Origin of the sequence: Pseudoalteromonas sp. S3260 (assembly GCF_005886925.1) — a bacterium.
Classification (GTDB): Bacteria; Pseudomonadota; Gammaproteobacteria; order Enterobacterales; family Alteromonadaceae; genus Pseudoalteromonas; species Pseudoalteromonas tetraodonis.
This window is the reverse complement of sequence record NZ_PNCV01000375.1, coordinates 1-331: the sequence shown is the minus strand read 5'-3', so window position 1 is coordinate 331 and position 331 is coordinate 1. Positions and strand designations below refer to the sequence as shown.

The window sequence follows — 331 nt, the reverse complement described above, 5'->3', positions numbered from 1 at the left end:
TCCTCATCGGTTGTTAGTTTTTTAAAAAATAAAGTATAGATGCCTACTGCCACTAAAAAACAACTCCCAATAATAGCAATAGAAGTTCTATGATTCAATGCCGTTTCAAATAATGCAGTAAATAAATTACAAACGAGTACCAGTGTTATATCACTGGCTGAAACGCCTGCAACAAAAACATAACCCGCTTTATGCCCGTTATTAATACTCTGCTTAATGATCGCAAAAATAACCGGGCCAACAGAAATACTTAGTAAAAGTCCTAATGCTATGCCTTTTATCAATGCAGGATACATACTTTGGCTATTTGATAATGATAGCTTTAATAATT

General features: G+C 33.5%; 1 protein-coding gene. It reads right to left on the bottom strand.

Annotated elements, in window-relative coordinates:
- Window positions 1–331: LysE family transporter (locus tag CWC14_RS18860; RefSeq protein WP_212746576.1), on the bottom strand; the 331-nt coding region annotated here is incomplete at both ends.